The 22,909-nt window shown below is 63.8% G+C and carries 20 protein-coding genes; 1 reads left to right on the top strand and 19 read right to left on the bottom strand.

The window, feature by feature from the left end; all coding sequences use genetic code 11:
* The first annotated feature begins 1 nt into the window (after window position 1).
* On the top strand, window positions 2-343 hold the full coding sequence (locus AC1L6K_RS12630; RefSeq protein ID WP_444530114.1) for an RNA polymerase-binding protein RbpA: 342 nt from the start codon (window positions 2-4) through the stop codon (window positions 341-343).
* 151 nt (window positions 344-494) lie between these two features.
* On the opposite strand, the gene AC1L6K_RS12635 is transcribed toward AC1L6K_RS12630, so the two are convergent.
* The 19 genes from AC1L6K_RS12635 to AC1L6K_RS12725 form a co-directional block, all read right to left on the bottom strand.
* Complete coding sequence (locus AC1L6K_RS12635) at window positions 495-1,226, bottom strand: polyprenol monophosphomannose synthase (RefSeq protein ID WP_480949216.1); 732 nt, start codon at window positions 1,224-1,226, stop codon at window positions 495-497.
* A gap of 444 nt (window positions 1,227-1,670) precedes the next feature.
* Window positions 1,671-3,335, bottom strand: a complete 1,665-nt coding sequence (locus AC1L6K_RS12640) for an amidohydrolase (protein WP_480949217.1) — start codon at window positions 3,333-3,335, stop codon at window positions 1,671-1,673.
* Between the two features lie 85 nt (window positions 3,336-3,420).
* Entirely contained in the window at window positions 3,421-6,369 is a 2,949-nt protein-coding gene (locus AC1L6K_RS12645) for a DEAD/DEAH box helicase (RefSeq protein WP_480949218.1), read from the bottom strand.
* A 67-nt stretch (window positions 6,370-6,436) separates the two neighbouring features.
* Window positions 6,437-7,231, bottom strand: a complete 795-nt coding sequence (gene tatC / locus AC1L6K_RS12650) for a twin-arginine translocase subunit TatC (protein WP_480949219.1) — start codon at window positions 7,229-7,231, stop codon at window positions 6,437-6,439.
* Window positions 7,232-7,290: 59 nt separating this feature from the next.
* Window positions 7,291-7,611, bottom strand: a complete 321-nt coding sequence (gene tatA / locus AC1L6K_RS12655; protein ID WP_480949220.1) for a Sec-independent protein translocase subunit TatA — start codon at window positions 7,609-7,611, stop codon at window positions 7,291-7,293.
* A gap of 21 nt (window positions 7,612-7,632) precedes the next feature.
* The gene (locus AC1L6K_RS12660) at window positions 7,633-8,004 is read right to left on the bottom strand and encodes a hypothetical protein (protein WP_480949221.1); all 372 of its coding nucleotides are present in this window, start codon (window positions 8,002-8,004) and stop codon (window positions 7,633-7,635) included.
* A gap of 9 nt (window positions 8,005-8,013) precedes the next feature.
* Window positions 8,014-10,143: a helix-turn-helix transcriptional regulator gene (locus tag AC1L6K_RS12665; RefSeq protein ID WP_480949222.1), complete on the bottom strand. Its 2,130-nt coding sequence runs from the start codon at window positions 10,141-10,143 to the stop codon at window positions 8,014-8,016.
* A gap of 167 nt (window positions 10,144-10,310) precedes the next feature.
* Window positions 10,311-10,706, bottom strand: coding sequence for an FKBP-type peptidyl-prolyl cis-trans isomerase (locus AC1L6K_RS12670; protein ID WP_480949223.1), 396 nt, complete (start codon window positions 10,704-10,706; stop codon window positions 10,311-10,313).
* Between the two features lie 29 nt (window positions 10,707-10,735).
* Complete coding sequence (locus tag AC1L6K_RS12675; RefSeq protein WP_480949224.1) at window positions 10,736-11,707, bottom strand: FKBP-type peptidyl-prolyl cis-trans isomerase; 972 nt, start codon at window positions 11,705-11,707, stop codon at window positions 10,736-10,738.
* Between the two features lie 231 nt (window positions 11,708-11,938).
* On the bottom strand, window positions 11,939-13,312 hold the full coding sequence (gene pafA / locus AC1L6K_RS12680; RefSeq protein WP_480949225.1) for a Pup--protein ligase: 1,374 nt from the start codon (window positions 13,310-13,312) through the stop codon (window positions 11,939-11,941).
* 97 nt (window positions 13,313-13,409) lie between these two features.
* Complete coding sequence (gene prcA / locus AC1L6K_RS12685) at window positions 13,410-14,141, bottom strand: proteasome subunit alpha (RefSeq protein ID WP_480949226.1); 732 nt, start codon at window positions 14,139-14,141, stop codon at window positions 13,410-13,412.
* Window position 14,142: 1 nt separating this feature from the next.
* Window positions 14,143-14,964: a proteasome subunit beta gene (gene prcB / locus AC1L6K_RS12690; RefSeq protein ID WP_480949227.1), complete on the bottom strand. Its 822-nt coding sequence runs from the start codon at window positions 14,962-14,964 to the stop codon at window positions 14,143-14,145.
* A gap of 5 nt (window positions 14,965-14,969) precedes the next feature.
* Window positions 14,970-15,176 carry a ubiquitin-like protein Pup gene (locus AC1L6K_RS12695; protein ID WP_480949228.1) on the bottom strand — a complete coding sequence of 69 codons (207 nt, stop codon included), beginning with the start codon at window positions 15,174-15,176 and terminating at the stop codon, window positions 14,970-14,972.
* A gap of 139 nt (window positions 15,177-15,315) precedes the next feature.
* Window positions 15,316-16,089 carry a hypothetical protein gene (locus tag AC1L6K_RS12700; protein WP_480949229.1) on the bottom strand — a complete coding sequence of 258 codons (774 nt, stop codon included), beginning with the start codon at window positions 16,087-16,089 and terminating at the stop codon, window positions 15,316-15,318.
* Window positions 16,090-16,218: 129 nt separating this feature from the next.
* Window positions 16,219-17,796 carry a depupylase/deamidase Dop gene (dop, locus tag AC1L6K_RS12705; RefSeq protein ID WP_480952766.1) on the bottom strand — a complete coding sequence of 526 codons (1,578 nt, stop codon included), beginning with the start codon at window positions 17,794-17,796 and terminating at the stop codon, window positions 16,219-16,221.
* A gap of 14 nt (window positions 17,797-17,810) precedes the next feature.
* Window positions 17,811-19,598, bottom strand: coding sequence for a proteasome ATPase (gene arc / locus AC1L6K_RS12710; RefSeq protein ID WP_480949230.1), 1,788 nt, complete (start codon window positions 19,596-19,598; stop codon window positions 17,811-17,813).
* Between the two features lie 45 nt (window positions 19,599-19,643).
* The gene (locus tag AC1L6K_RS12715) at window positions 19,644-20,759 is read right to left on the bottom strand and encodes a tRNA (adenine-N1)-methyltransferase (RefSeq protein ID WP_480949231.1); all 1,116 of its coding nucleotides are present in this window, start codon (window positions 20,757-20,759) and stop codon (window positions 19,644-19,646) included.
* 172 nt (window positions 20,760-20,931) lie between these two features.
* Window positions 20,932-22,107, bottom strand: coding sequence for a site-2 protease family protein (locus tag AC1L6K_RS12720; protein WP_480949232.1), 1,176 nt, complete (start codon window positions 22,105-22,107; stop codon window positions 20,932-20,934).
* Entirely contained in the window at window positions 22,104-22,841 is a 738-nt protein-coding gene (locus tag AC1L6K_RS12725) for an HAD family hydrolase (protein ID WP_480949233.1), read from the bottom strand. The genes AC1L6K_RS12720 and AC1L6K_RS12725 overlap by 4 nt, the downstream gene beginning before the upstream one ends.
* Between the last annotated feature and the right edge of the window lie 68 nt (window positions 22,842-22,909).

A 22,909-nucleotide genomic window follows, 5' to 3' on the forward strand; every position in this document is an offset into this window, starting at 1 on the left:
CATGAGCGATCGCAGCCTGCGTGGCATGCGCCTGGGCGCACAGAGCATGGAGACGGAATCCGGTGTGGAGCCGGCTCCCCGCCAGCGCGTGGAATACCGTTGCCCCGATGGCGAGCAGGTGTTTGTCACGTTCTCGTCCGAGGCCGACATCCCGGCAACCTGGATGTCCAAGACCGGCAAGGAAGCCCTCCTTGTGAACGGCGAAGCCCCGGACACGTCCAACGACAAGCCGGTGCGCACCCACTGGGACATGCTCCTTGAACGGCGCAGCCTGCCCGAGCTGGAGACCATTCTGGCCGACCGCCTGACCATCCTGCGCGAAAAGCGCGGCGAAAAGGTCTAGGCACCAGCGCGAAACCAAAAAGGTGGGCTGCCCAATCGGGCGGCCCACCTTTTTGCATGCCCGCCACATTGTCCCCTCCCCCGTCAATGTTGACGGGGCGGGGCCCCTCGTTCGCTGCCGCTGGCGTTGCCGTGTCCGGGCGGGGAAAAATCTACTTGTTGCGGCCGGTCAGCTTGTTCCAGCGTGCTGTCAGGCCCCATTTGGTGACGTTGAGCATGGCCTCCTGGACAATGTTGCCGCTCATCTTGGATGCGCCAAACTCGCGCTCCACAAAGGTGATGGGCACCTCGACCACTTTCAGGCCCTGCTGGCACACTCGCCAGAGCATGTCGACCTGGAAGCCGTAGCCAACTGATTCCACGGAGTTGAAGTCGAGTGCTTCCAGGGTGCTGCGCCGGAAGGCACGGTAGCCGCCAGTCACGTCGCGGATGGGGATGCCCAGCAGGAGCCGCGAGTACAGGCTGCCGCAGGTGGAAATCAGTTTTCGGTGCAGCGGCCAGTTGACGACCTTGCCGCCCGGAACCCAGCGTGAGCCCAGCACGAGATCTGCTCCCTGGTCGATGGCATCGAGCAGCAGGGGCAGCTGTTCGGGCTGGTGCGAGCCGTCGGCATCCATCTCCACCAGTACGTCATAGCCGGCCTCCAGGCCCCAGGTGAACCCGGCAAGGTACGCAGCGCCCAGGCCTTCCTTGCCGGCGCGGTGCAGGACATGGACTTGGGGATCATTGGCCGCGAACTCTCTGGCCCACTGGCCGGTGCCGTCGGGGCTGTTGTCGTCAGCGATGAGCACGTCCGAGTCCGGCACGGCTGCGCGCAGCCGTGTGAGCGTCTTGGGCAGCGACTCAATCTCGTTGTACGTGGGAATGATTGTCAGGACACGCAACAATTGGTGCCTTTCACTGGAGAAAATTGGTGGCAGGCCTTGCGCTGCTTCCGCCGGAGCCGGAATGTGGCTCTTACTCACAGCGGACGGGGCAGACAATGCCGAACGTCCAGTATATGCGAGGGCAAAGGAGAAAAGATAAGTTCACGCGCCTTCGGACCAAAGAGGACCCGTGCGCAGGCACACAACATGCCAACACGGGGCCAAACTGTTTTCTAGTGGCGCGCGAACTTATCCCCCAAATGTCGGTATGACGGTTTCCCGCACCGACCGGGTCCCTCCCCCAAAGGAGGTTCTCCGCTCCCCTAAAACTAATTGGCCGTGGTCCCAGTGTCAACACGGTGCTGACCTGCAACGATGCGCATCGTTGCAGGTCAGGGCAGGTATCGGCAGGGGCCACTACCTGCCGGGAGCGCCCGGTTTTGGGTGGGAAAGGAACCGGATTCAGGCCTTCCGGACACCGGCCTGGAAGTCGCTGCTGGCATACAACTCGCGGCCCAGGTGCATCGTCTGCAGGCAGCGGGGATCATTTTCACTGTCCAATGCCGGCAGCAGCGGCGTCCGCGCCCGCGGGTCGGTCGACCAGGACTGGACCCTTTCATCGGCGACCTGCACCATCAGTTCCTCCACGTCCCAGATGGCAAAGCTGGCTGGTGCTCCCGGACCCAACTGTCCGTGGAAGGGGTTTTCGGATTTGGCGGCCCGCCAGCCGGCGCGCGTGTGGCCGATGAAGGCCGCCCGGGCTGAGATCCGTGAGCTGGGTTCGTGGTGGTTTAACGCTGCGCGCACACTGGCCCAGGGGTTGAGCGGGGTGACGGGGGCATCCGAGCCAAAGAACAGTGGCACCCCTGCCGAGTAGAAACGTGCCAAGGGGTTCAGCTGGAGGGCCCGTTCTGCGCCGAGCCGTTGGGCGTACATGCCGTCGCTGCCGCCCCAGAGCGCGTCAAAGGCTGGCTGCACCGATACGCCGACGGCGTGCTTGGCAAGGGCAGCCATGGCTGCCTCGTCGACCATTTCGGCGTGCTCAAGGCGGTGGCCGGCGGCACGGATTTTATCGATGCCCACTTGGCGGGCCGCTTGCTCCAGGCCGGCAACGGCGATCTCCATGGCGCCGTCGCCAATGACGTGGAATCCGCCGGTCAGGCCCAGCTCGGACGTGGCGGCGAAGTGGTTGGCCACCTGTTCAACCGTGAGCTGGGCGCTGCCGCTGGTGTCTGCGTCGCTGTAGGGCTGGCGCAGCAGGGCAGAGTGGGAGCCCAGCGAGCCGTCAATGTTGATGTCCCCGGCCAGGCCCAGCAGGTTGACGCCCAGCCCCGACAGCCGGGCCAGCACGTTCCGTGCCTCGTCGACACTTGAGACCAGCTGGCCCCAGTACGGCAGAATTTCCGGAAGGCCCCCTCCGCCAGCACCGTTGGCTCCGTCTGCCGCCGTCAAGGCCATCAAGGCTGCCAAATCCTCGTCGGAGCCCACATGGGGCGCGCTCATCTCTGCGAGGGCAACATAGCCGTTGGCGGCTGCGTGGCGCAGGGCCCGCTGCTGGGCCTGGAGGCGCCGTGCAGGCGTCAGGGAACGTGCCGCGTCCCTTGCCGTGGCGTGGGCGGCCCCGCTGACAAGACCTTCTCCTTCCCAGCCGGGCAGGTCGGCCAGGCCACACCGTTGCGCCAGTGCCGGTGACACCAGTCCCGAATGCACATCGACGCGGGCCAGGTAGGCCTCACGTCCGCCGGCTGCCCGCTCCAGCTCGGCGGCCCCGGGAAGTGCCGGGTTGGCCCAGCGGGAATTGTCCCAGCCATGGCCCAGCACCAGGCCGGTGGATGCGGCGGCCCCGGCGGCGACCAGGTTCAAAAGCTCCACGGCGGAGCGTGCCCCGGCCAGGTCCACCGATTCAAGCGCCAGGCCCGTCTCGGTGACGTGGACATGGGAGTCGACGAATCCGGGGGCGACCAGTGCACCTTGCAGGTCAACCTCACGCATCCGTGAATCCAGCAGCGACGCGGCGGCGTGTTCGGAACCAACCCAGGCCACCACATCCCCGTCAACCAGCATGGCTGTGGCAAAGGGGTCGGCGGCGCTGTACACGGAGCCGTTACGATACAAGGTCAATGACATGGGAAAGCTGTCCTTTCAACAAAATGTGCAACAACAAGTCGATCACCGGCTGGGGCGCTGCCGGCAAATGGTGTGGCGGGGGTGTTCAGTCCACCACAGCTGTGTAGGCGACAACGCCCCGGCGCAACAGGTCCATGGCGGACCTGCAGACGGGGGCAAAGTCGCCAGGCAGCGAGGGCACCTGCGCCAGCTGCCCCAGGAGGTCAATGACCTGCTTGGTCCAGCGCACAAAGTCACCGGCGGCAAGGTCGGTGCCGTGCAGGGATTCCTGCAGGCTTCGGCCCTTGGCCCACTTGTACATGGGCCAGACGAGGCCAAGCTCAGGTTCACTTGTCAACGGCAGCCTGTGCGACTCCTCGGCATCCTGCAGGCGGGACCACAGCACGATGACGTCCTCGACGGCCTGTTCCAGGCTGACACTGGGCATCCGCGGCCTGGCCCCTTCGGCGTCGCGCTTGGACTGGTACACCAGGGTCGTGACAAAGGCGGCCAGCTCGGCAGCGTCCAGGTCGCCAAAGGACCCTTGCCGCAGCGCCAGGGCGATCAACAGGTCCTTCTCGCCATAGACGCGCCGCAGCCGCTGGCCGTCGTCGCTGGGACGCAGGTTCCCGGCGTCGTCCGCGAGCACAAAACCGTAGCCGGCCAGCAGGTCGATCACCCGGTCGAAGGTCCGTGCAATCGTGTTCGTGCGCGCCTGAATGGCCCTGACGATGCCATCGGTCTCCTTGCGCAACTTCCACCAGCGCTCGGACCACCTCGCATGGTCCTCCCTGTCGCTGCAGCCATGGCAGGGGTGGGCGCGCAGATTCCTGCGCAGCGTGGCGAGCGCCTCATCCTCGGAGGGAAGCAGGCCCTCGTCGCGGTGCTTGAACGCCGCCGAACGGTGCGGGCGCTGCCCGGGATCGTCGGCAAGCCGGGCCTCGACCGACGCCAGCAGGTTCCGCTTGTCCTTGGGCACCTTCGGATTGAATCCCTTGGCCACGCGCACCTGGGCCAGGGCCTCCACCGGACCTGTCAGGTCATGCAGGCTCAACCGGCGGTACTCCTTGTCCATCCCGAGGACTCCGGGGCGGGGGCTGCGGGCGTTGGCATCTGCATCAAGTACGACGGCGTAACCGGCGTTGCGCCCGCCCGGCACCATGATCACGTCGCCGGCACGCAGATTCGCGACCGAGGCCACGACAGCGTCGCGGCGCTGCTTTGCCTTGGATTTTGAGGCACCCGACTCGTGGTCGGAGATTTCGCGGCGCAGCTTTGCGTATTCGTTGAAGTCGCCGAGGTGGCAGCTCATGGACTTTTCGTAGCCGGCCAGGGATTCTTCCCGGGAGCGGACCTGCCGGGCCAGGTCAACCACTGAACGGTCGGCCTGGAACTGGGCAAAGGAGGATTCCAGGATGTCGCGGGTGCGGGCACGGCCGAACTGGGCCACTAGGTTGATGCTCATGTTGTAGGTGGGGCGGAAACTTGAGTTCAGCGGATAGGTGCGCTTGGAGGCCAGCCCGCCGACGGCGGCGGGGTCGGTGCCCGGCTGCCACAGGACGACTGCGTGGCCCTCGACGTCGATGCCGCGCCGGCCTGCACGGCCTGTCAGCTGGGTATATTCCCCCGCTGTGATGCCAACATGGGCTTCGCCGTTGTATTTCTCCAGCTTTTCCAGGACCACTGTGCGGGCAGGCATGTTGATGCCCAGGGCCAGCGTCTCCGTGGCGAAGACGGCACGGACGAGCCCGTTGACGAACAGGTCCTCGACAACTTCCTTGAAGCTTGGCAGCATGCCGGCATGGTGGGCGGCCAGTCCGCGCAGCAGGCCGTCGCGCCAGCCCCAAAAGCCAAGGATGTCCTTGTCGGCGTCGGGCAGCTCGGCGCAGGCGGTGTCCACTCGGCGGGCAATTTCAGCCTGTTCCTCCGGCGTTGTCAGCCACAGTCCCGCGGCAGCGCACTGCTGCACGGCGGCGTCGCACGCTGCGCGGGAAAAGATGAACGTGATCGCCGGCAGCAGGTCCTGGCTTTCAAGGGCGCGGATCACCTGGGGGCGGGAGGCCGCCTTGGCCCAGCCCGCACTGCCGCCCTGTCCTCCGCTTTGGAAGCCGCCCCCCTGATAGCCGCTGCGCTGGGCTCCGCGCTCCTGGTAGGGATTGTTCTGGTGGCCGCGTCCGCGGGAACCACCGGATCCGCGGCGGCCGTGGCTGTTGCCGCGGCCGGTGCTGACGGATTCGCTGCGCGCCAGCTTCAACAGCTCGGGGTTGATCTTGGGTGTTTTGGAACCTGCCGCGCCGCCATTGTTGGAAGCCGCCTTGGCGCCGTCGAGTGACGGCGCTGGGATCTCGTCAAACGGGACGTTTTCGGCAAACAAGTCAACCAGGTCGCGCCGGACCATGACGTGCTGCCACAGCGGTACTGGACGGTGTTCGGAAACGACGACGGCCGTATCCCCCCTGACAGTGCCCAGCCAGGCGCCAAACTCCTCGGCGTTGGATACTGTGGCGCTGAGGGAGATGACGGAAACCTCGCTGGGCAGGTGGATGATTACCTCTTCCCAGACTGCGCCGCGGAAGCGGTCGGCCAGGTAGTGGACCTCATCCATGACCACATACGACAGGCCGGTGAGTGTGTCCGAGTCGGCGTACAGCATGTTGCGCAGCACCTCGGTGGTCATGACAACGACCGGGGCCTCGGAGTTAAAGCTAGTGTCACCTGTCAGCAGGCCGACATTGGCCGCCCCGTACTTGGCGGCCAATTCCTGGAACTTTTGGTTGCTCAGGGCCTTGATGGGCGTCGTGTAAAACGCCTTGTGACCCCGGGCCAGTGCCAGATGAACGGCAAATTCGCCAACGATTGTCTTGCCGGCACCGGTGGGGGCGGCAACCAAAACACCGCGGCCGGCCAGTACGGCCCTGCACGCGGTGTCTTGAAAATCATCCAACTCGAAATTCAGGCCGGCCTTGAAGTCACCAAAATCGGTTCCCTGATCCTCGGACCGCTGTTTGGCTGCCAGGTAGCGTTCGGAAGGACTTGGCATATCGGAGTTCGGCATGGTTCAAGCCTACGTCAGCCGGAGCCTGTCTCAGCCCAAGCCGGCACCAGCCCGGATGCCGGAAAGATCAAAGGATCTCCAGATCCTTCGACGGTGTTGCCACATCCGCTGTGACGTCCGATTCCTTGGCCTTTTTTGCATCGCGGCGGTCACGGCGTTTGTCGTTGACAATGCACAATCCAATGGCGCCGAAGTACAACACCAGCAGCGGTGCGGCCAGGAAGAACATGCTCATGACGTCAGATCCCGGGGCAGCCATGGCCGAGACGATGGTGACACCAAGAATCGTAAAGCGCCAAGCCTTCAAATATGTCTTGCCCCGCACCATGCCGATGGCGTTCAGCGCAAAAAGCACCACCGGCACCAGGAAGGCAACACCCATGAACAACATCAACTGCAAGGCAAACTGCAGGTAGTCGATGGCCTTCATGATGTTGCTGCCGCCCTCGGGCGTGAAGGACGTCAGGGCACGGACAATGTTCGGCCAGATGATCCAGCCGGCAAAGATGCCGGCAAGGAACAACGGTACAGACGCAAACATGTAGGAGAGCGTGTACCGGCGTTCCTTCTTGGTCAGCCCTGGTGTGATGAACGCCCACAGCTGGTAGATCCACACCGGTGAGGCAATGATCAGGCCAAGGATCAGCGAGATCTGGATCTTCAGGTCGAAGGACGTTGTGACGCCCTCAAAGTTCAGCTGCGCATCAATGCCTCGAATTGCACTGATGTCACGCAGGGGCTGGGTTATCGCGTACATCATTGGCTCGTAGAGGATCCAACCAAGGATCACGCCCGGAATCATCGCCAGCGCACTCTTGAACAGCCGGTTCCGGGCCTCAATCAGGTGTGCCTTGAGCGGCATCCGTCCTTCTGGGTTGGCTTTACGGCCTTTTGTGGCGCCCACCGGTTTCGTCTCGGTTTCTATGACTGAGCGCCGGTACCGGTTCCGGTACCCTCGCCCGAAGCGTTGCCCTGTGTTGGGTTGTTGACGATCTTGCCCTCGAACGGCGCTTCAGGGGCGGCCGGTGTCGTCGGCGCTGCCGGTGTCGTCGGTGTTGCCGGCGGGGCGGAAGGGGTTTCGTCCTTGCCGTCGTTCTTCATTTCCTTGACCTCGGACTTGATGATCCGCATGGACTGGCCAAGGCTTCGGGCCATGCCCGGGAGTTTCGGTGCTGCAAAGAGCAAGAGAACAACAATGATGATGATGGTGATAGCCCAAGGGCTCTCAAAAAGTCTTCCCACGGTAACGCCTTTCCTTTTGGTTCATCCTACGTCGTGTAATGCTTCGATGTCGCGCAAGGATTGGAGCTGTCCGCGTTCTTTCCTGCGGGCGACGCGCCGTTGAAGTCGGGCGAAACGCCGTTCATCTTTGGCAGCTAGGTAATCATCCTTCATTTTTTCAGGGGTTGCAAAAACGGCGCTGCCGGGAACAACTGAGCGTGGTTTTGTGACGTGCTCCACAGTGGCCTTTTCAAGTCTGGCGTCCCAGTAGGCGGCCCGTTCGGCGGAGACGTCGCTGAAGGTTCGTGCGGTTGCCGTGGCGCCCCGCCAGAGTTTGAAACCCAAAAAGGCAACGAAGAGCAGGGCCAGGGCAACGAGCGCCAGCCAAATCAAAATCCAGGACCACCAAGGCATTTTTTAAGTCTATCCGTCCAGACTGGGAGGGGCCGGGGTGTTTTCGCCCACAGCGTCATTGTCCACAGCGGCATTGCCTGCCGCGTCAGGGCTTGGAGCGTCGTAGCTTGCGGCGGCGTCTGCCAGCCAGCCAGCCGCAGCCACGCGAACCTCCTCCGGGGCGGCCACCCTGGCGTGCCCGCCGAGCCGGGCCATGAGCGGGGCCAACGTTGCCGTCTCCCCCACAAGAAGCCGCAGCCCGACGGCGCCACCGGCAGCGCCAGTGCCAGTAGGGTCAGTGCCGGCAAGGTCAAAGAGCCCGGCGTTGTAGGCGGGCCCCAAACGCTGCGCGGTGGTTGTGTCGGCGACCAGCTGGACAGCGACGTCGTCACTGCCTGGATCATAAATCCCTGTGCCTGGCTCCCACGACACGGCAGTCGCAGTTGTGTGTTCCTGCACGCCCGCGTCGGCAAGATCCTTGATGTGGTCGACCCGGAAGCTCCGCAGCTCCCCCGCCCGGCGGCACCAGGCCCGCAGGTACCAGGCGGAATCCATTGAGAACAGGCGGCGGGGCTCGACAACCCGTTCACTGAGCTCGTCCCGGGAACGGACCAGGTAGGTGATGCCGCAGGCCCTGCCGTTGTCGATGGCCTCCTGCAGCGCAGCAATGGTCTCCATCTCCTGGCCGGAGATCAGGTGAAGTCCGACGGCGTCTCCCAGCCAGGCGTCCTCCCCCGCCACGGCGGCGACAGACTCGATGGCCCGGCTCAGGTTTTGGGCCTGCTCGGTGCCCGGGATCGCCGTGAGGGCCTGCAGGCCGACAAGGACCGAGCAGGCTTCCTCCTGGGTCAGGCGCAGTGGTCCGGACAGTGTTTCGGCATCCCTGATGAACACCTGGCCGGCCTCTGTCGTGACGTCCATGAGGTCGCCGTGGAAGTAGCCGGGCAGGCCTGAGACGTTGAGCGTGTCCAAGTCCTTGGCCCACTCCTTCGCGCCGATGCCGAATTCGGCCAGGACCTCGGCCTCCTCCACGCCCGGATTGGCCACCAGGTACGGCACCATCGACAAGAGCCGGATCAACCTGTCCCGGGAGTCCTTTTTCCTGGCCGGGGGCGGTGCCAGGGTGGTGGACCAATCCAGAGGTCCGGGAGCGGTTGCGGCAGCCTCCGCGGCGCGGCGCAACCGCCCGGCAACGGCTTCGCGAAGCCCGGGAGGATCCAAAACCTGTCCCATGGCACCCAGGGAGGCAACGTCGTCGGCCATCAACTCGGGCTCCCGGTAGGTGACGTTCAAGACGTCCCAACCATCCCTGTGCCAGGCGGAATTTGTGACTGGGGTTGTACCGCTGCGGCTGCGCAGCCAGTTGGCGGCCCCCGCCGGCACGGCGATGGTGGCCGTGTGCGGGGTGCCGGAGCCCAGGCGGGCGAGCACGGTGGAGATGGTGAAATCCGTGGGTCGTTCGAACGTTTCCTGCGAGTGGACCTGGACGTCGGAGGTGATGCGGGAGAGCCGAAAGTTCCGTTCCTGGGCCTTGTCCACATCGAAGGCTGCGAGGTACCACTGACCGTACTTGTTGCCCAGGCCCCACGGTTGGACGGTGCGCACGGTGCTCTCCGTCGAGCCGGCCCGGCGGTAGTTGAAGCTGACCGGATGGTGGCTGCGCAGGGCTGTCCACAGCGGCTCAAAGGACGGCTCGGCGGTGCGGATGCGCGACTGGGCCGTCGTGTCGTCCTCATACCAGCCGGTGCCGGCACGCGTGGCGATCTTGCGCAGCGCCGACTGTGCTGCTGCGCCCAGGGTGGCCTCGGCCCACAGCCCGGCGGCAATGGAGACCAGCGTCATCGCCGATTCATCAAGGCGGATGGCGGGGACACGGTACTCGTCGGGATTGATGCGGTACAGCACCTGGTCGTACGCTTCGGTCCCCTGCTCCTCCGACTGCCGGATCGGGATGCCAAGGTCAAGCAAGGTCTTCTTGTCCCGCTCAAACATGCGTTCAAAGGATGCGTTGATCCGGGCTGCCTCGGCGGCGGTGGCTGCGGCTCCCAGATAGCCGTTGACGTGGTCCCGGAGATAGTGCCTGCTGTGGCCCCGACGGGTTCCAAGCAAGGCAATCACAAGGTTCAACAAGCGTTCAGTGGCATCAATTTTTGTGGACACATGGCTCACAGTACTAGGCGGTAGGGCAACTGGCCGCCACGGGTGCGCGACTGTGACGGGGAATTGAGATGAACTCCGCCAAACTGCCTCAGGGGCAACTTAAAAAGCTCCGGCCGCCAAGGTGTGCCTGGCGGCCGGAACAAGGTGGTGCAGGGTACGTGCGGTGCTTAGCGCACGCCCACGAGGTCAACAACAAAGATCAAGGCCTCGTTGGGGGCAATGGCGCCGGCGGCGCCGCGTGAACCGTAGGCCAGTTCGGAGGGGATTTCCAACCGGCGGCGGCCGCCGACCTTCATGCCGATCAGGCCCTGGTCCCAGCCCTGGATGACCTGGCCGATGCCGGCCTTGAATTCCAGCGGCGTGCCGCGGCCCCAGGAGGAGTCAAACTCTTCCCCGGTGGAGAACGCGACGCCCACATAGTGGGTTGACACGGTGTTGCCGGCAACGACCTCGGTGCCGTCGCCCACGATCAAGTCTTCAATAACGAGTTCGGTGGGAACTGCGTGCTCCTGGAAATCGATTTCGGGCTTGCTGCGGTCAAAGTTGCGGGTTCCAAAAGACATGGTTCTCCTTGTGGTTGAAAGGTTTTTGTTTACTGGACACCAAGGATATCAACAACGAAGACAAGATCGCCCTTGGCCTCGCCCTGTCCGCCGTCACCGTAAGCCAGGTCCTTGGGGATGACAAGCAGCACCCTGGAGCCCACGGTCTTGCCTGCCAGGCCCTGTGTCCAGCCCTTGATGACCTGTCCCAGGCCAAAGGTTGCCGGGGTGCCGCGCTCGAAGCTGGAGTCGAAGACTTTGCCGCCCTCAAAGTTCACGCCGACATAGTTGGCAACAATGGTGTCGGTGGCCTTCACGGCGGTGCCCTTGCCGGTGATCAAATCCTGCGTAACCAGTTCGGTGGGTGCCTTGGCATCACCTATGGTGATCGCAGGGGTGCCCTTGTCGTCTTCCTTCACGGTGGGCAGGCCTGCCGCCGGCGCCACCGTCTCGCCCTCAGGCTTGGCGAGCGGCTTGGGAACGTCCACTGCGGATTCGACCTTGTAGATCTCAATGGTGGCCGGCACTGCTTTCTGGGCGGGGGCTGTGTCGGTTGCGGCTACAGCGGGGGTCGCAGGCACACCGTAGGCAATGACAGCTCCGATCTTAGCCCCGACAAAGGCGTTGTAGACCAAGGGGTTGTTGGTCTTGAGTTCGTCATTGAAAACCACCATTTCGCCGGCTTCGGCCGAGAAGTTCTCCACGTCCTGGGCTCCGGAGGTGGCATCCACCCGGGCGATCCTGATGGTGGCCTTCTGGCCTGCAGCCAGTTCTGCGCCTGTGCCCTCGGCGACCCGGCGAATGGCTACGTCCTTCAGCGCCAGCGGCTTGTCGAAGGTGACCTTGGGGGCCTTGCCCTTGCCCTGGTCATCGACCTTGACGGAGGCCAGGGCCTCGGCGTTGGCCGGCGGAGCGGAGACGGACGCGCCGGGGGCGTCCGACGCGGCAGGATCTGAGGATCCCGGTGAGCAGGCTGTCACAAGGAGCAGCAGGGGAAGAAGCAGGGCAAGAAGTCGGCGCACAGAGGCTCTTTTCGATGGCGGGAACAATGGGGCGGGGCTGGACGGGCTGTGGTCGCAGCCCCGCAGCGGTGGAACGGAAATTTTCAAGAATGCGGAGCCCAGTCATGGCTTGTCAGCTTTGGGCCGCATTCAGCCTAACTGCTGAAGCTGGGCAAAAGCTGCTTGCGGGGTTGCGATCCGCTATGAAAAGAGTGAAGTGATGCCCCAGCTTTCCCGGGGCCGGGCAACTGGTTAATATTCGCTGCGCAGGGAGGCAATCAGCGCGTCAACACGGTCGTCGTCGTTCTTAAACGGGTCCTTGCACAGGATGGTCTGGTGTGAGCGGTCATTGAGTTTCAGGTGCACCCAGTCAACGGTGTAGTCGCGGCCGGAGTCCCGGGCCGCTATGACGAACCGCCCGCGCAGATGCGCGCGGGTCGAGGCCGGTGCCGTCTCCGTGGCGGTTGCGATGTCCTCGGCCGTGACAAGCTTGGCCGCCGCCCCGCGCCGTTCCAGCATGTTGAACAAACCCCGTTCGGGCGAGATGTCGTGGTAGCGCAGGTCAAGCTGGGCAACTTCGGGCGAGCCCCAGTCCACATTGTGCCTTTCGGCATAAGCGCCCAGCAGCTTGGCCTTGATGGCCCAGTCAATTTCAGTGTCGATGCTGGCATAATTTTCCGATTCAACCGCATTCAGGGTGCGTTCCCACAGCTCCAGGATGCGCGGCACCAGGTCGTGGTGGGCGCCGTGGGAGCGGACAAAGCCGCTCACCTTGTCCAAGTAGTGGCGCTGGATGTCGATGGCCGTCATGGTGCGGCCGTCGGCCATCTTCAACGGGTGCTTGCCCGTGAGGTCGTGGGAGATCTCGCGAATGCTGCGGATGGGGTTCTCCAGGCGCATGTCGCTCATGATGGTTCCGGCCTCCACCATGCGCAGGATCAAGTCCACACTTCCCACCTTCAGCATGGTGGTGGTTTCAGACATGTTGGAGTCGCCCACGATGACGTGCAGGCGGCGGTACAGTTCCGCGTCTGCATGCGGCTCGTCCCGGGTGTTGATGATGGGCCGTGAGCGTGTGGTCGCCGAGGAGACGCCCTCCCAGATGTGGTCGGCACGCTGGGAGAAAGCAAATTTTCCGCCTTGTTGGGCCGGGAGCACCTTGCCTGCCCCGGCGAGCAGCTGCCGGGTGACGAGGAAGGGGATGAGGATGTCGGCGAGCCGGTTGAATTCGCCCTTTCGGGTGATCAGGTAGTTCTCATGGCTGCCATAGGAGTTCCCGGCCGAATCCACATTGTTTTTGAACAGGAAAATTTTTCCCGGATAACCTTCCAGCTCCAGCCGAGACTGCGCTTCCTGGACAAGTTCGTGCAGGATCGTTTCGCCCGCCCTGTCGTGGGCAATGAGCTGGGCGATGCTGTCACATTCGGCCGTGGCATATTCCGGGTGTGAACCAACGTCCAGGTACAGCCGGGAGCCGTTGGGCAGGAACACGTTGGAGGAGCGCCCCCAACTCACGACCTTGCGAAACAGATACCTGGCGACTTCCTCAGGGGACAGCGGACGTGAGCCGGGCGCAGAATACGTCACGCCAAACTCGGTTTCAATGCCAAATATCCGCCGGTCCACCAGGTACGTCTCCTCAGTTGTTCATGCTTGGTCGGTGCTTCTCAGCTGCTGTGTTTGTTACGGCGTGCTGTTCCTGCCTGGGCGTGCAGCCTGTGGGTCAACTCGGGGCCAGCTGTGCGGCAACGTCAGCCGGAGTGAGCCGCCTGAAGGCCCGGTGTGAGCCGCCTTTCCGCGATGCGTTGCGGTCAAGCACTGCCACTTCCAGGGTGTCCGCAGTCAGGGGCGCCGCCGGTCCCGAACCGGCTGCCGCTGCGGCAAGGCGTGGAGCCTCCAGGGCTGTCACCGCCCAACGCAGCGCCTGGCCGAGACCGGCCCCGGCCGACCACAATTTTTCCAGTTCGGCCTGCACCAGTTCGGCCTTGCCGCCCATGGCCAGGAAACCGGATACATCGGCGATTGAACCGTCAAAGTTTAGCCGGAAGATGTGGTCGTCACCCTGGCGCTCCCCCACCTCCGCCACGGCCAGTTCGACCTCGAACGGCTTTTGCTCGGCGGTGAACACGGTGCCGAGGCTTTGCGCGTACACGCTGGCCAGGCCGCGGGCCGTGACGTCCACCCTGTCGTACGAGTAGCCGCGCACATCGGCGTAGCGCACGCCGGCCTGGCGCAGGCTCTCAAATTCGTTGTATTTGCCCACCGCGGCGAAGGCTATGCGGTCGTAAATCTCACCGATCTTGTGCAGCATCGGCGACGGGTTTTCGGCCACCAGGGCCATGCCGTCAAGGCAGCTGAGCACAACAACCGACTTGCCGCGGGCGATTCCCTTGCGGGCAAAGTCGGCCCGGTCCTTCATGACTTGTTCGGGGGAAACATAAAATTGCTGCGCCATGCTAAGCCTCCCTGCGTTCCATGGTCCGGAGCGCCACAATGGCTTCCACCACTGCAGCCAACGTTTCCTGGCCAACCCTCGCGGCGCCGTCGTTGGTCACGACGTAAACCACGGGCCACAGCCTGCGCACCAGGTCCGGACCGCCGGTGGCGGAGTCGTCGTCGGAGGCGTCCATGAGTGCCTCAACGCCCACGGCGACTGCCTCGTCGAGGGAGAGTTCCGGGCGCCACAACTTTTTCAGCGCCCCCCGGGCAAACACCGAACCTGAACCGACGCTGTGGTGTTCGAGCTCCTCATAGCGGCCGCCGGTGACATCGTAGGAGAACAGCCTGCCCGCTTCTTCCCCCGCCTCGAGGCCGGCAAACAGCGGCACCACGGAGAGGCCCTGCAGGGCCATGGGCAGGTTGGCGCGGATCATCGCCCCGAGCCGGTTGGCCTTGCCCTCAAGGCTCAGCAGCGTGCCTTCGATCTTTTCGTAATGCTCAAGTTCAACCTGGAACAAGCGCACAATGTCAATGGCGATGCCGGCCGTCCCGGCAATGCCCAGCACCGAATAACGGTCTGCCGGGAACACTTTTTCAATGTGCCGGTTGGCGATCATGGAGCCCATGGTGGCACGCCGGTCCCCCGCCATGAGCACCCCGCCCTTGAAGGTCAGGGCCACGATGGTGGTGCCGTGCGGGGTTGCCGGCATGGTTCCCGCCGGCAGGGTTTGGCCGAACGGCAGCAGGCCCGGGTTGCTGCGGCTCACATGGTCAAGGAACGACGACGAGGAGCCAGCACCTTCCAGCGCTGGAAAGTGGCCCGGCTGGTTCCCGTCCATGGCCCCTACTGTCCGCCCTTTTGGACGAAGCCGCGGACGAATTCCTCGGCGTTGACTTCAAGCACGCCGTCGATTTCGTCCAGCAGGTCATCGACACCGGTGGTGGCAGCCTGGGCGGCTGCCGAATCCGGGGCCGGTGTAGGTTCGGGAAGCTCATCGACGTGTTCTTCTTCGGTGCGCTGGGAAACGTTTTTCTGTTCCTGAGAAGCCATGATGCATCCTTCTTACGCTAAGTACCGGGCACTTGATTTTGTGCCTGCTCCCATCCTGCCACGGACCCGCCGGGAATGCGGCAGCCGGCGGGTCCGTGGTGAGGATGTGACGGCGTTGGCGAGGCTGCCGCGGGAGGAATCAGGCTTTGGAAGCAGCCAGAATCTGGTCCACGATCGTGGCCAATTCGGCGGCTGACGCTTCCTCGGTATCGGTGCCAAGCTTGACAACCGAGACGAGGAGCCCGCCGTTCAGGGCTACCACCGAGACTGTATTGGAAACCTGGCCACCGGGCATGTTCTGGGTGATCATCCTGGCAGTTTCCGACTCGGCGGCGGTATCCACCGGGATTTCCTTCAAGGAAGTGTCGATCTTCTGGCCCGCAATTTCCATGCTGAACGTGGAGCAGGCGCTGTCCTGGCCTGAGGCGCGGTCCAGCGTCTCCGACAGCAGCTCCGGCTTGGCAGACAGGAGCGTCACTGCTGTTCCCGAGCCGGTGGCAGCGTCTCCGGTCCACAAGCCGCCAACGTAGACACTGCCGTCGGGCAGTTCCGCACTTGAATTGGCGAATGCGCGGCACTCTTCGGGGGTGATGACGATCTTGTCCAAGGTTGTCTTCTGCAATTCCTGGCCCTTGGCAAGCTCTGCGGCCGGGAGCGGGGTCAACGCGACACCGTTGGCGTCCTTGAGCCCGGCGAGCATGGCTGTCAGTTCGGGCTCGGTGTATTGCTTGGCGCCTGCCGGCTTCTGCTCGGCGTCATCTGCGGCTGAACTTTGTTCGGGCTGGCTTCCGCCGGCGGTCGATGCGGGGCCGCTGCAGGCGGAAAGGGCCAGGATGGCTGCTGCGCCGATCGACAGGAACACGGACGGCCGGCTGGCCGCACGTGACCTTCCGCGTGAAGCAGTTGATGACAAGGAAGTGACTTTAATGTTCATGGATTCCCCCAATATAGTTAATGGTGATAGCAAATTTAATAGGGCGGCAAGAGCAATCGCCACGCGGCGTTTGCTCCGTGTCGGCTTTTGGGACGGGCGGGGCGGCGGCTAGTGAACGTCGGACAGGAGCGCTGCAAGGAATTTTTGCAGCTCAGTGTGCTGATCAAATAACTGCCGGGTCAGCTGTTCCGTGCCGCGCAGCGGCTCCTTCGTGGACACCCGCTGGAGCCTGCGCAGCGCCGGTACTTCAAAGATGACCGAATCCCAGCTGGCACCCACCACGTGGGCGCCGAATTCCTGGATGCACCGGCCGCGGAAATACGCCCGCGTGTCTGTTGGCGGCTGCTGGACTGCCGCAGCAATCGATTCGTCGGTGACGACCCGCTGCATGCGCTCATGGTGGAGGAGCTTGTAGTACAGGCCCTTCTCAGGGCGGATGTCTGACCACTGCAGGTCAATGAGTCCCAGGCGGGGGTCGTTCCAGGCCATGTTGTCGCGGGCCTTGTACTGCTGCAACAGCTGGAGTTTGGCCACCCATTCCAATTGCCCGGCGAGGCTCATGGGGTCGTTGCCCAGGGCTGTCAGGACTTCCTCCCATTTGGCCAGGACGGCGGCCGTGTGTCCGTCGCCGCTCTCCGGGTCGCTTGAGCCGTTGGCTGCACAGTGGGTCCTGGCAGCGGCGAGGTAGAGCCATTGCACGTCAAGGGCGCTGACGCGGCTGCCGTCGGCAAGCTCATGTGTTTGTTCCAGCTGCCAGTCATGGCTGATGTCGCGCAGCGACGCCACGGGGTCGGCAAATTCGAGCTCGGGAGCCCTGCCATGTTCAATCATGTCCAGCACAAGTGCCGTGGTGCCGAACTTGAGGTAGTTGGAGACCTGGCTGAGGTTGGCGTCACCGATGATCACATGCAGGCGGCGGTACTTGTCGGCGACTGCATGCGGTTCGTCCCGCGTGTTGATGATGGGCCGGCGGATGGTTGTTTCCAAACCCACCTGGGCTTCGAAGAAGTCGGCGCGCTGGCTGATCTGGAAGCCAACGCCGGAGCCGTCCTGGCCGATGCCCACCCTGCCAGCCCCGCACATGATGGCGCGGGTGACAAAGAACGGCGTCAATCCTGCGACGATGTTGTTGAACGGCACCGAACGCGGCATCAGGTAGTTCTCATGGCTGCCGTACGACACCGCCTTGTTGTCGGTGTTGTTTTTGTAGAGGTTGATTCCCGGCACCCCCGGCGTGGCGGCGATCCTGCGGACGGCGGCCAGGGCCACCAGGTCCCCGGCGGCGTCCCAGCGGACCGCGTCGAGCGGATTTGTCACTTCTGGTGAGGAGTATTCCGGGTGGGCATGGTCAACGTAGAGGCGTGCCCCGTTGCCCAGCACCATGTTCATCATCAGGGGAATGCTGGCATCGCCGCTTTCCCCGCCCTCGAGTGCAATTTGGGCCGCTGTCAGTTCGGGTTCGGAATCGGTGAGCTGGCTGGGGTGGGCGGCGTTCCGGGGCATTGACCAGCCGCGCGCATCGGCCAGCGGGTCCTCGTCGGTGTAGTCCCAGCGGGTTTCCCCGCCCGCAGCCGCGCGGTGGCTTGTTTGCCGTGAATAAGCGTGCACGACCTGGGTTGAGAGCCACGTTGCATTGAAGTCGCCGCCCCCCGGCGCATGAATGCCGTATTCGGTTTCGGCACCCATGACCCGGACAACACTCACAGGTACTGTCCCGTGTTGGGGAGAGTTTCCAGCGTCTTGCCCGGCACCTGGCCTTCCTTGCTCTGCACGATGGTGCGGATGTAGGTGATCCGTTCCCCTTTTTTGCCCGAAATTCGCGCCCAGTCGTCGGGGTTGGTGGTGTTGGGCATGTCTTCATGCTCACGGAATTCGTCCACGACGGCCCGGAGCATGTGTTCGATCCGGATGCCCTTTTCGCCACTTGTCAGCAGGTCCTTGATGGCGTATTTCTTCGCCCTGTCAACAACATTCTGGATGACAGCACCGGAGTTGAAGTCCTTGAAGTACAGCATCTCGGTGTCCCCGTTGGCGTAGGTGACCTCCAGGAATTCGGTGGCCTTGTCCGTGGCGTACATGGCCTCCACCGTGCGCTGGACCATGGCGTCCACGGTTTCCTGCGGGCTGCCGTTGTTGGCTGCCAGGTCGTCGGCGTGGAACGGCAGGGTGGTCGTGACGTATTTGGCAAAGATGTCCGCCGCGGCTTCGGCGTCGGGGCGCTGGATTTTCACCTTCACATCAAGCCTGCCGGGGCGCAGGATGGCCGGATCGATCATGTCCTCACGGTTGGAGGCGCCAATGACGATGACGTTGTCAAGACGTTCGACGCCGTCAATCTCGCTGAGCAGCTGCGGGACGATGGTTGTTTCCACGTCGGAGGAGACGCCGGTGCCGCGGGTGCGGAACAACGAGTCCATCTCGTCAAAAAAGACTACGACGGCGCTGCCATCAGAGGCCTTTTCCCTCGCCCTGCTGAAAATGAGCCGGATTTGGCGTTCGGTTTCACCCACGTACTTGTCAAGCAGCTCGGGGCCCTTGATGTTCAGGAAGTAGCTTTTTTGGTCCTTCACGCCGGAGCGTTCCCGGGCCCGTTTGGCCAGTGAGTTGGCCACCGCCTTGGCGATGAGTGTCTTGCCGCAACCGGGAGGACCGTAGAGGAGGATGCCCTTGGGCGCCTTCAGGCCGTGTTCGCGGTACAGGTCGGGGTGCAGGAAGGGAAGCTCGACGGCGTCCCGAATCTGCTCGATCTGCGAGGCCAGGCCGCCGATGTCGGAGTAGGAGATGTCCGGAACCTCCTCAAGGATCAGGTTCTCCACCTCGGAACGCGGAATCTTCTCCAGGGCATAGCCTGTGCGCCCGTCAACTGTGAGTGCGTCACCGACCTTTACGGCACCACCCTGCAGGACCCCCGCCAGGCGCACGACGCGCTCCTCGTCGGCGCGGCCGATCACCAGTACGCGGCTTGTGCCCAGCAGTTCCTTGATGGTGACAAGCTCGCCAACGCGCTCGTAGCCGAGCGCGGCGATGACAGTGAAGGCCTCATTGAGCAGCACCTCCTGACCCAACGTGAGTTCGTTCATGCGCAGCAGGGGGCTGAGCCCGACACGCATTTTTCGGCCCGACGCATAAATGTCAAGGCTCTCATGCGACAGTGCCGAACTGGCCCCGGACGACTGCACCGGCAGGTTGATCGCCAGGACTGTGCCGAAACTGTAGGGCGGCTCGCCGTCGTTCTCCAAGGCCGAGCGCAGCTTCATGATCTCGGACTTGGCCGTCTCCAGCATGGCAACAAGTTTGGAGTTGTTTTGCGTGGCCGAGGCAAGCTGCCGGTCAAGGTTGCGTGCCTTGTCACGGAGCACATTCAGCTGGCGTTCAAGCACCTCCTGCTGGCCGGGGCCGGTTGAATAACCGGCCCCGGCCGAGCCTGGTGCGGCTGTTCCCTGGGCAGGGTTTTCCGGGGTGGAGTGGGGTGCGTCGCTCATGACCATCGATCCTTCCGCAGCCGTGACCGGCCAATACAGCTGATTTTAGTGCTATTGCTCGTCGGTGCCGGTTTCAGGGCCGGTTTCCGTGCTGGTTCCTTCGTCTGCGGACTTGCTCTTGGTCCGCTTCGTCTGGACCGTGGACGAGGCATCCCTGGCGGCGCGGCGCAGTTTCTTGTCGGAGACTGCACGCTCCCCCACGGCTGCCGGCGTCCAGGCATCAAGGTCTGCCTGCGCAAAGTCCGTCTTGGAGGCGCGGCGCTTGGGCGTCATGCCCGTCACGCCGTCGGCCAGCCGGCGGGTCACCATGAGGAAACCGGTGTGGGCGACCATGCGGTGGTCCGGGCGGACGGCGAGGCCTTCAAGATGCCAGCCGCGCACCATCGACTCCCAGGCGTCGGGTTCGGTGAAGCGGCCGTCGGCACGGATGGCCTCGGCTGTCCGCGAGAGCTGGGTGACGGTGGCAACGTAGTTGATCCACACGCCGCCCGGGGCCAGCACGGTTGCCACGGCGTCGAGGCACTCCCAGGGTGCAAGCATGTCCAGGACAACGCGGTCGATGCTGCCGGGGGCTTCCTGCTCCACCACCTGGTCCTGGAAGTCGCCGAGGGAGATCTTCCAGGCTGGATGGGGGCCGCCAAAGATTGTCTCAACGTTGCCGCGGGCAATGTCGGCGAATTCTTCCCTGCGCTCAAAGGAGTGCAGGTAGCCGCTGTCGCCCACTGCACGCAGCAGGGAAATGGACAGGGCGCCGGAACCAACACCGGCTTCCACGACGCGGGCACCCGGGTAAATGTCACCCATGGTGATGATCTGCCCGGCGTCCTTCGGGTACACAACGGCCGCGCCGCGCGGCATGGAGAGCACAAAGTCCGACAGCAGCGGACGCAGCGCCTGGTACTGCTGGCCCACGTTGCTTTCCACCATCGAACCCTCGGGGGAACCAATCAGCAGATCGTGATTAAGGAAGCCCTTGTGCGTGTGGTAGGCGGTGCCCGGCGTCAAGGTGATCGTGTTCATGCGGCCGCGCTCGTCCGTCAACTGCACGCGTTCTCCGGCCCGGAACGGGCCGCGGCGTGCGGTTGCACCATGCGGCCCCGCCCCTTCGCTGCCGGCCGCTTCCCGGGCGTCCGGAGACGGTGCTTCAACTGTGTCCTGCTGGTTCATGGGTGGGTCCTGTCGTATTGGTACTCGCAAAATCAATTGTGCTGCTGTCGTGCTCGTGGGACGCGTCGTCCGGGCTGCGGTTGTCAGGTACCGGGACCTGATGCTCTTCGCCGGTTCCGGATCTCCGCTCCGAAGTTCAATGGATCGGTTTGCGTCGGGGCGTCGGACTGCGTCAAGACATGGGCTTGCCGGTGATGGCGGCAACAACCTTGGCCTGGCTGAGCAGGCCGGTGATCTTGCCGTCCCGGTTGATCACCGCATACTCCATGTCGGGAAGCTGGGCCAGATAGGACACCAATTCAGCGCCTGCCGCGGTGTCGGGAACGTAGGCGCCCCCGGACAACGATCGTGCCACTGCAGTGGCGGGAGTTGTGGGCGCTGCTTCGGGCGGGACATGTGCCAGGGCATGTTCGTCGACGACGGCGGACGGCCTGCCATCGGCGCCAAACAGCACGATCGGTTCGCTGGGGTATTCCCCGCGCAGGGTCCAGAGCTGGGCCACCGTGCACTGTTTGGAGGCGCTTACGGCCGGAACCGCAAGCGAGCCGGCAGTGATGGCCGGCAGGCGCAGGCGGATGGCCGCCCCCTTGATTGATGCGGAGGCCCCCATCCACAGGAAGCCGGCCAGCACAATCACGATGAGGGTCGTGGTCAGCTCGGGTTGGGTTCCGCGGATATACGGCACGGCCAGGACCACAACCACGATGACAACCACGATGATGCGTCCGGCCCAGCCGGCGGCGACGGTGCCTTTTTCCTGGCTGCCGGTGGTTTTCCAGACGATGGACTCAACCAGGCGCCCGCCGTCAAGGGGCAGCCCGGGAAGCACATTGAACATACCAATGAGCAGGTTGGCCCAGATGAAGATGTTGGTCAGCAGGATGGCTATTGCCGTGCCAAGTGACACGGGGCCCGCCGTGGCGGCCTCGGGCAGGCCCAATTTCACCAGCCAGCCCAGTCCTGCCAGCACGAAGTTGGCAATGGGGCCGGCAAATGCCACGACAAGTGCCTTGCCGGGGGTTGCCTTGCTGAAATCAAATTCAGTGTGGCCGCCCCACAGGTTCAACACGATTTTGTGGGTGGGCCAGCCATACATCTTGGCGGCGACGGCATGGGCCAGCTCGTGGATGAGCACCGAGAAAAGCAACAGTAGCGCATATGCGAAGGCGACCAGGTAGGCTCCCGCGCCAAGCGACGGATAGATGTTCTGCAGCTGCGGGCCAAAAATGACAACGGTGACGGCGGCGATCAAGAACCAGGAGTTGGCCAAAATGATGGGCGTTCCCCTGACCGAGCCAAGGACCAGGCCTTCCCGTCGCGTCTTGGTGCCGTCGGCGGAACCGCTCATAAAGCAGCTCCGGCGGAGGCGGCGTGGGAGGCCAAAACTGCTGTGACGTCGTCGTACGTCATTCCTGCCAGTGTCGGCCAGGTTGCGTGCCGGGAATCCTCGGGCAGCGGGACGGCATGTGGGATGGCAATCGTGGCAACCCCGGAAGCAACGGCGGATGCGACACCGGGAATTGAATCCTCAAAGGCGGCACAATCGGTGGCCGTGATGCTGGGATCGCTTTCGCGCAGGACGTCAATTGCCTTCAGATAGGGCTCGGGGTGCGGCTTTCCATTGACAACCTCGTCTCCGGTGATCAGGAATTCAAAGTAGTCCTCGTCGAGGGCCTTGACGACTTCGCTGGCCAGATTGCGCTCGCTCATGGTGACGAGGGCGCAACGCACACCGCGGCCGTGCAGTTCCGCGAGCAGCTCACGGGCGCCCGGACGCCACGGCAGCGTCTTGCGGATGCCGGCAATCACGGCGTGGGAGAGGTGGTCGATGATTTCACGCACTGAAAGCTGCACGCCGGCGTCCTGGAGGATGACGGCTGTGGTGGTCAGCGCGTTTCCGACCATGGCCATGGCTTTTTGCTCGTCCCAATGTCCGCCGTGGGCGGTCACCAGGTCAATTTCGGCGGCAATCCAATAGGGCTCGGTGTCAACAAGGGTTCCGTCCATGTCCCAGAGGACGGCTTTGAGCGTGGGGGCAGTCTTGGTCGCCTCGGGCGCGCCGGCGGCAGTCGGTAAAAGCATGTCCCCAGTCTACGTGGCGTGGGCAGTGGAACTGTTTTCAACTATGGCTGTGCGTGGTGCGTAGTGCC

It is taken from the genome of Specibacter sp. BI4, assembly GCF_056680095.1.